The sequence below is a fragment of the Aeromonas sp. A35_P genome (genome assembly GCF_002259925.1).
In the GTDB taxonomy this organism is placed as follows: Bacteria; Pseudomonadota; Gammaproteobacteria; order Enterobacterales; family Aeromonadaceae; genus Aeromonas; species Aeromonas dhakensis.
The window spans coordinates 24,609-31,286 of sequence record NZ_NEVB01000194.1 but is presented as its reverse complement, the minus strand read 5'-3'; the positions used below and the strand labels follow the sequence as shown (position 1 = coordinate 31,286).

Below are 6,678 nucleotides of genomic sequence, written 5' to 3'. Positions count from 1 at the left end.
TGGTTATTTAGTTCAAAAAACTAATCCGAATATCATGGTGAGTTAGTTGTTGCAGGATCGATGGCTGACCGGTGTCGTGCAGGTGGATTGGTAATCCCTGCTGGTTGATGTGGTAATAACTATTGAAACAAAAGCATTTTTTCATAAAAAAAGGGGCCTGTACGGCCCCTTTTATCGATCAGCATCAGATGCGGAACATGCCGACCTGATTGCTCAGTTCACCTGAAATATTTTTAAGTTGTTCAGAGAGATTGCGCGAGCTGTCGGCATCGACCGCCAGTTCGTCCGAAACATCCTTGACCGCCTGGATGTTGCGGCTCACCTCGTCGGTAACGGCCCGCTGCTCCTCGGCGGCGCTGGAGATCTGGGTCGCCATGTCGGAGATCTGGTTGATGGAGGCGGTGATCTGCTCCAGTGCCTGGGTGGCATCGTTGGCATCTTCCACGCTGTTCTGGGCCAGCAGCTGGCCTTCGTGCATGGTGCTGACGGCGCCCTGGGTGTTGCGCTGCAGGGTCTCGATCATGTTGCGGATCTCGACGGTGGAGCTGTGGGTGCGCTGTGACAGTACCCGCACCTCGTCGGCCACCACCGCGAAGCCGCGGCCCTGCTCGCCGGCACGGGCTGCCTCGATGGCGGCGTTCAGTGCCAGTAGGTTGGTCTGCTCGGCGATGCCCTGAATGGTGGAGAGGATGGTGTTGATCTCCTGAGCGTTCTTCTCCAGCTCTTGAATGATGCCGGAAGCCTGTTTGACCTGGGTGGCGAGATCAGTGATGGAGCGCTGGTTGCGGGCGATCACCTGTTTGCCGTGCTCACAGCTGCTGGAGGAGCTGCGGGCCGCATCGGCGGTCTGCTCGGCGTTGCTGGCCACTTCCACCGCGGTGGCAGACATCTCGTGCACCGCAGTCGCGATCTGGGAGATCTCGTTTTGCTGGCGGGCCAGACCCTGGCTCGATTTTTCCGCCATGTTGTGGGACGACTTGGCCTGCTGGTTCAGTTGGCCGGAAGAGTTGGAGATGTCTTGCACCATCACGTGGATCCGGTCGATGAAGGTGTTGACGTGTTTGGCGACTATGCCCACTTCGTCTTCCCGCTCGATCTTGACGCGGCGGGTCAGGTCCCCGTTGCCGCGGGAGAGATCGGCAATCGCCTCGCCCAGGGTCTTCAGTGGTGCCAGGGAGCCGCTGATGGCGACGTAGGAGAAACCGGCCACGATGAGGATGGTCAGCAGACCTTGCAGCAGAGCGGAGGTGACCATGCGCGAGACGGACTGGTAGGCGACCGCTTCGTCCACCACTATGCCGAAATACCAGTTGGTGTTCGGGATCTCGGTCAGGTCGAACACGCTGGGTTTGCCGCTGATCTCCATCTCGGAGATGGTGTTGTCATGGGCCAGTTCGTTGACCTTGGCGGCGGTCAGATCGGGGGAGAGGGCGGTGGCCGCCTACGGCGTCATCAGCTACAGCGAGGCCTTCTTCTATCTCATCTTCGAGGGGATCGCCATGGGCATCCAGCCCATCGCCAGCTTCAACGCCGGGGCGGGCAACTGGGCACGGGTGCTGCGGGTGCGCAACCTGGCGCTGGGGGTGACGCTGCTGGTGGCCCTGTGCGGCATGCTACCGCTCTATCTCTGGCCGGAGGGAGTGGTCTACCTGTTTGCCGGCGACAACGCGGCCCTGTTGCCGGTGGCCAGCCTCGGCATCTGGCTCTACTTCTGGGGCTTGCCGATGGAGGGCCTGCTGCTGGTGGGGGCCACCTACTTCCAGGCCATCAACCGGGCCCGTATCGCCTCCCTGCTCACCGGCGGCAAGCTGGTGCTGATCGGCGGCTTTCTGTGGGGCTTCTCTTCCCTGTGGGGGGTATCCGGCGTCTGGCTGGCGCTGCCCACCTGCAGCACCCTGCTGGTGCTGGTGATGTGGCGGGCAATGAACAGGGAGGCGCGCCAGCACAGCGCTGCCTGACAGGTGGTCATTCGGCCATGAAAAAGGCAGCCTCGGCTGCCTTTTTCATTTTGAACGCCCCTGCCTGCGCGCGACAGGTAGCCAGCCTCAGGGCTTGAAGGCACCGATGAAGATGGCGGGGTCGACGCGGGCGTCGTTGAGGCTGACGTTCCAGTGCATGTGGGGACCGGTGGCGCGGCCGGTGGCGCCGACCCGGCCGACGATGCCGCCGCGGGGCAGGCTCTGACCCAGCTTCACGTCGACCTTCGACATGTGGCAGAACATGCTGATGAGCCCCTGGCCGTGATCGACGAACACCGTATTGCCGTTGAAGAAGTAGTTGCCGATCAGGATCACCTTGCCCGCTGCCGGCGATTTGATGGGGGTGCCGGCACCGACCGCGAAGTCGAGACCGGAGTGGGGGTTGCGCTCCTCGCCGTTGAAGAAGCGGCGCAGCCCGAACGGGCTGGAGAGCGGGCCCTCCACCGGCTTGTCGAACAGCAGGTTGCTGGGCTGGGCCGGGCTGAAGGTCTGGTAGGCGCGGGTCTGCTCCGCCAGTTCGCGGTTGATGCGGGCCATGTCCTCGGCCAGCGGGTTGACCTGACGGCCGTTCTTGAGCTTGATGTGCTGCTCCCGGTAGTGCTTGCTGCCGACCGTGAAGCCGAGGGTGCGGCCATCGCTCACCTGCAGCTGGTGGGGGCCGGGCTGGCTCTTGAGGGGGATGCCGACGATGGCAATCCAGCGCTTGCCCTCTTCACGCACCACCAGCACCGGCTTGTCCTGATAGCGGGCGGTCGGGGCCTGCGCCTCGCTGCCAAGGGGCACCACGGCGACACCGCCCGGCACCGGGTGGTTGAGCAGGCGACTGATGAAGCCCTCGGCGAGGGCGGACTGGCTGGCCAGCAGCAACAATAGACAACAAACGACTCTCATGATGATTCCAGGCTGGGTTGACTAAGACGAAACGGTAACGAAATCAGGAGGCTGGCTGGAAGCGCTGGTAGATGGCTTCCATCTGGACCGAGACCTCCTGGCGCACCAGATCCAGCTCCAGCATGTCTTGCAGCACCTTGAGCTGATCCGGGCTCAGGAATCCACGGCTGCTCTCCAGCACCCGCTGGGTATAGGCGCGCTGGTTCTCCAGATAGGTGCCGGCATCGCCGCTCTCCTGTTGGGCCAGCTGCTGGTTCGCCTCGCTCAACAGGCGCGTCAGGGATTGGCGCTGGGCCGGTGCCAGCAGCTCGCCGCGCTCCGCCAGGCGGCCCTGGATCTCCAACAGGCGGTTGGTGTCGCCCGAGTAGATCTCCTGCTCGAGCCGGGTGTGGGTATCCTCCCCCAGCAGGTTGCTGAGGTTGCTCCAGATGCGCTGGCTCTCCTGCTCATAGGCGTCGGGATGATCGAAGCCGAGGCGATAGAGTTCGCGCAACTGCTCCTGCACCTGGCCGCGCACGTCCTCCACGATGTCGAGCCGATCGAAGACGGTGGTGAGCTGGCTGCCCTGTTCGGCGTCATAGAGCCGTTCGATCAGCACGGACCCTTCGCTCGACTGGCTCCACTGGCTGATGGCGGCTTCCAGCTCGGGGTTGGGGGGGAGCGCCTCCTGGGTGGGCGCTGGCTCGCTCTGGGGGCCCTTGCCGGGCAGCTTGGCCAGCAGGTTCTGCCCCGGGTTCTGGCTGCTGCTCTGGGAAGCTGACGCGTCGCACTGGGCTGAGCGGGCGGTGCCGGTGGCGTCTGATTCCGGCTGGGCGGCGGTGTGGTCGGCTTGCCACTGCCAGAGGTTGAGCAACAGGGAGGCCAGCAGCAGCGGCGCCAGGTGAGATGTACGCATTTTGGATTCTCTTAAATAAGTGAACGCCCCTTGCAGAGGGGTCTCTTATGATAACCGTAACGTCTGATACAAGCAGCCATGACGTGCACCTGCGGTGTCGACGGTGGCCCGCCATTGAGTCGGGGGCCCCATGGCTCTAGAATCGGCAACCAGCCGTTTTCATCCGAGGAAATGTTATGAATGGATTGTCCCCCCTGCGCACAGCACCCGCCCGTCACCCCATAGGGCGTGGCTGGGTCTGGGTGCGGTCCGGCTTCGATATCTTCAACAAGGGGATGGGGGCCAGCGTCGGCATGGTTCTCGTCTGGTTTGCGGTTGGTCTGCTGCTGGAGCGCCTGCCGGCGGGCAGCCTCATCTCCCAGTTGCTCTACATGGTTTGGGGCGCCGGCTGGGTGGCGGTGGCCCACCACGGCTATGAAGGCAACCCGCTGCGCTTCGCCGACTTCTTCTCCGGTTTTCGCCACAAGCTGACGCCGCTGATGCTGGGAGGGCTGCTGGTGCTGGCCCTGTTCAGCCTGATCGGTCTCATCTGCCTGGGGCTGCTCTCCATGTGGGGGCTCACCTCCCTGCTGACCCAGGATCCCGAATCCCTGGTAGTCACGGCGGCCCAGGCCCAGGGGCTGCTGCTCTGCCTGCTGCTGGGGCTGGCGCTGCTGATCCCGGTGCTGATGGCCGTTACCTTCGCTCCCGCCCTTATCTACTTCCACGACGTGGGGATCCTGCAGGCGGCCAAGCTCAGCTTCAAAGGCTGCCTGACCAACATGTGGCCCTTCCTCTGGTGGGGCATAGTCGCCGCCATCCTGATGCTGTTCGGTGCGGCGCTGATGCTGGTGGGGCTGCTGGTGGTGATCCCGGCGCTGAACTACTCCATCTATGTGGCATATCGGGAGATCTTCCTGGATATGGCGCAGGAGACGCCGGCCGATACCCCGCTAAGTGGTTTCGAAGCCTGAATGCGGCCAGCGATTCTGGCATATTGAACGAAAGGGGCCTGCTGGCCCCTTTTTCATGCCGGTTTAATCGCGCCACATGGGGTCGGCGGCCATGCGCTCCACCATAAAGTCGAGAAAGCTGCGCAACAGCGGTGACATCTGCTTGCGGGTGCCGTAGACGGCGTAGACGCCGAGTCGCTTGGGCTGCCACTGCTCCAGCAGCGGCACCAGGGTGCCGGTCTCGAGATGGGGCTGGGCGGAATAGCGGGGCTGCAGGCTGATGCCGGCACCTTCCAGGGTCGCCTCCAGCAACAGGTTGGAGATGTTGGCGCTGAGGTTGCCGCTGACCGGCACAGATTCGGGCCCGTCCGGCCCCTGAAATTCCCACAGGCTCTTGCCGAAATAGGTGTAGGTGAGGCAGTTGTGCAGGGCGAGCTCCTGCACCTTGTGTGGCGTCGGGTGTTTGGCCAGATAGGCCGGGCTGGCACAGACCACGGAGTGGCAGGTGCCGAGCCGGCGGGCCACCAGGTTGGGATCGAGATCATTGGTGATGCGGATGGCGAGATCGATCCGCTCCTCCACCAGGTTGACGGTCCGGTCCAGCAGCAGGATATCGATGGCGGTGCCCGCATAGCGCGCCAGGTAGTCGTTGGCGGCCCCCACCAGCAGGGCTTCCGAGAGCGAATAGCTGCTGGTGATGCGCAGCTGCCCCTTGGGCGCCTCGTCGCCGCGCACGGCGATCTGCTCCATCTCTTCCCCCAGCGCCAGCATGGCCCGGGCCCGGTTCAACGCCTCTTCTCCCGGGCCGGTCAGGCTCAGCCGGCGAGTGGTGCGGTGCAGCAGTCGTGCCCCCATCCACTGCTCCAGCTCCGCCAGATAGCGCGTCACCATGGCGCGCGACATCTCCAGTTTCTCCCCGGCGCCGCTCAGGCTGCCCTGTTCGACTACGCTGACAAAGACCCGCAATGCGGTCAGTCGATCCATTTCAGGCTCTCTATATGCTCGATTAATGCAACAGTGATGCGCTCATTATGCTGTATTTGTACCGTAATTGATCCAATAAACTGTGTCCATCTGATGAACCCCTGATGACTTGATGAGGAATACCCGATGAACAATACCCTGATCCGCAACCTGACCCTGGCCACCACCCTGCTGAGCGGTGCCGCCATGGCAGCCCCGCTCACCGTGACCGTCTACAACCCTGGCGAGAAGGCCATCTTCCCGGTCTCCTCTTCCCTGGTGGCCGGTGACAAGGAGGCGATCCTGATCGATGCCCAGTTCGACGTGCAAAACGGTCAGGCGCTGGTGGACATGATCAAGAAGAGCGGCAAGAAACTGACCACCGTCTATATCAGTGCCGGTGACCCCGACTTCTACTTCGGTCTGGAACCTGTCATGGCCGCGTTCCCCGACGTCAAGGTACTGGCCGACCAGCATGTGGTTGACCACATCAACCAGACCAAGGACGCCAAGCTGAGCTACTGGAGCCCCATTCTGGGCAAGGGTGCACCCAAGAGCCTGACCGTGCCGCAAGTGATGACGGCCAGCCACCTGACCCTGGATGGCGAGAAGATCGAGATCAAGGAGATGAACACTCCGAATGCCTACCTGTGGGCGCCGTCCATCAAGACTGCCTTTGGTGGTGTGCCGGTCTACAGCGGCGTGCATGTGTGGATGGCGGACAGCCAGACCAAGGCCGCTCGCAGCAACTGGGTCCAGGCGCTTGACAATCTGCTGGCGCTGAAACCCGAGCGCGTGGTGCCGGGTCACTTCCTGGGGACTGCGCCCAAGGGTACCGAAGCCGTGACCTTCACCCGTGACTACGTGCAGCGTTTTGAGCAGGAGCTGGCCAAGGCCAAGAACTCCGGGCAGCTGATTGACGCGTTGAAGAAGGCTTACCCGTCCCTGCCGGTCGACGATGGTCTGGCCATCGGTGCCAAGGTCAATACCGGCGAGATGAAGTGGTAATCCCCTGACG

General features: G+C 63.0%; 6 protein-coding genes and 1 pseudogene. 3 read left to right on the top strand and 4 right to left on the bottom strand.

Annotated elements, in window-relative coordinates:
• Positions 1 to 184: 184 nt before the first annotated feature.
• Positions 185 to 1,438 (bottom strand): annotated as a pseudogene (locus tag CAK78_RS13170) (methyl-accepting chemotaxis protein); the annotation flags it as partial.
• Between CAK78_RS13170 and CAK78_RS13165 the strand changes: the two are divergent.
• Positions 1,377 to 1,958 carry an MATE family efflux transporter gene (locus CAK78_RS13165; RefSeq protein WP_441296593.1) on the top strand — a complete coding sequence of 194 codons (582 nt, stop codon included), beginning with the start codon at positions 1,377 to 1,379 and terminating at the stop codon, positions 1,956 to 1,958. The pseudogene CAK78_RS13170 and the gene CAK78_RS13165 overlap by 62 nt on opposite strands.
• 87 nt (positions 1,959 to 2,045) lie before the next feature.
• On the opposite strand, the gene CAK78_RS13160 is transcribed toward CAK78_RS13165, so the two are convergent.
• Complete coding sequence (locus tag CAK78_RS13160) at positions 2,046 to 2,870, bottom strand: M23 family metallopeptidase (RefSeq protein ID WP_094697562.1); 825 nt, start codon at positions 2,868 to 2,870, stop codon at positions 2,046 to 2,048.
• A 43-nt stretch (positions 2,871 to 2,913) separates the two neighbouring features.
• On the bottom strand, positions 2,914 to 3,765 hold the full coding sequence (locus tag CAK78_RS13155; protein WP_094697561.1) for a hypothetical protein: 852 nt from the start codon (positions 3,763 to 3,765) through the stop codon (positions 2,914 to 2,916).
• Between the two features lie 176 nt (positions 3,766 to 3,941).
• Between CAK78_RS13155 and CAK78_RS13150 the strand changes: the two genes are divergently transcribed.
• Positions 3,942 to 4,718 carry a BPSS1780 family membrane protein gene (locus tag CAK78_RS13150; protein WP_094697560.1) on the top strand — a complete coding sequence of 259 codons (777 nt, stop codon included), beginning with the start codon at positions 3,942 to 3,944 and terminating at the stop codon, positions 4,716 to 4,718.
• Positions 4,719 to 4,781: 63 nt separating this feature from the next.
• Here the strand turns inward: CAK78_RS13150 and CAK78_RS13145 are convergent, their stop codons facing one another.
• Positions 4,782 to 5,681, bottom strand: coding sequence for a LysR family transcriptional regulator (locus CAK78_RS13145; protein ID WP_010633188.1), 900 nt, complete (start codon positions 5,679 to 5,681; stop codon positions 4,782 to 4,784).
• A gap of 126 nt (positions 5,682 to 5,807) precedes the next feature.
• Here CAK78_RS13145 and CAK78_RS13140 point away from each other — a divergent pair, with 126 nt between their 5' ends.
• Positions 5,808 to 6,668, top strand: a complete 861-nt coding sequence (locus tag CAK78_RS13140) for a Vmh family MBL fold metallo-hydrolase (protein ID WP_094697559.1) — start codon at positions 5,808 to 5,810, stop codon at positions 6,666 to 6,668.
• Positions 6,669 to 6,678: the final 10 nt, after the last annotated feature.